The sequence below is a fragment of the Photorhabdus namnaonensis genome (genome assembly GCF_001684335.1).
GTDB classification, from domain to species: Bacteria; Pseudomonadota; Gammaproteobacteria; order Enterobacterales; family Enterobacteriaceae; genus Photorhabdus; species Photorhabdus namnaonensis.
Window position 1 is genome coordinate 1 of sequence record NZ_LOIC01000091.1, and the last position, 308, is coordinate 308.

1 pseudogene is annotated in these 308 nt (G+C 40.6%); it reads right to left on the reverse strand.

The window, feature by feature from the left end:
• Nucleotides 1-308 (reverse strand): annotated as a pseudogene (locus Phpb_RS20730) (hypothetical protein); the annotation flags it as partial.

Consider the following 308-nt stretch of genomic DNA (forward strand, 5'->3'; position numbering starts at 1 on the left):
TCAAATTCCGCAACAATCCCATTATGGTAGCCAGCCAGATCGATCCCTTTATCATGCTGATCAAGTTCAAAACCCGCCGCTGTTTTTATAGCCCCACCCACTCCTATTGCGACTTCTACTATCATAATATGGGTCTTAAAGGCGACATTCACTTTTCCTTCCAGACTCAATTTCAAATCATTCTTATCACCGGCGTCAAAAGTCCACTGCTTTTGTTTATAAGCGGCACCCAATTGAAAGGACAGATTGCATGTCAAAATAATGCAACATTCCAGATCTAAATAGTTTTTATCATTTGAATTCCTGCG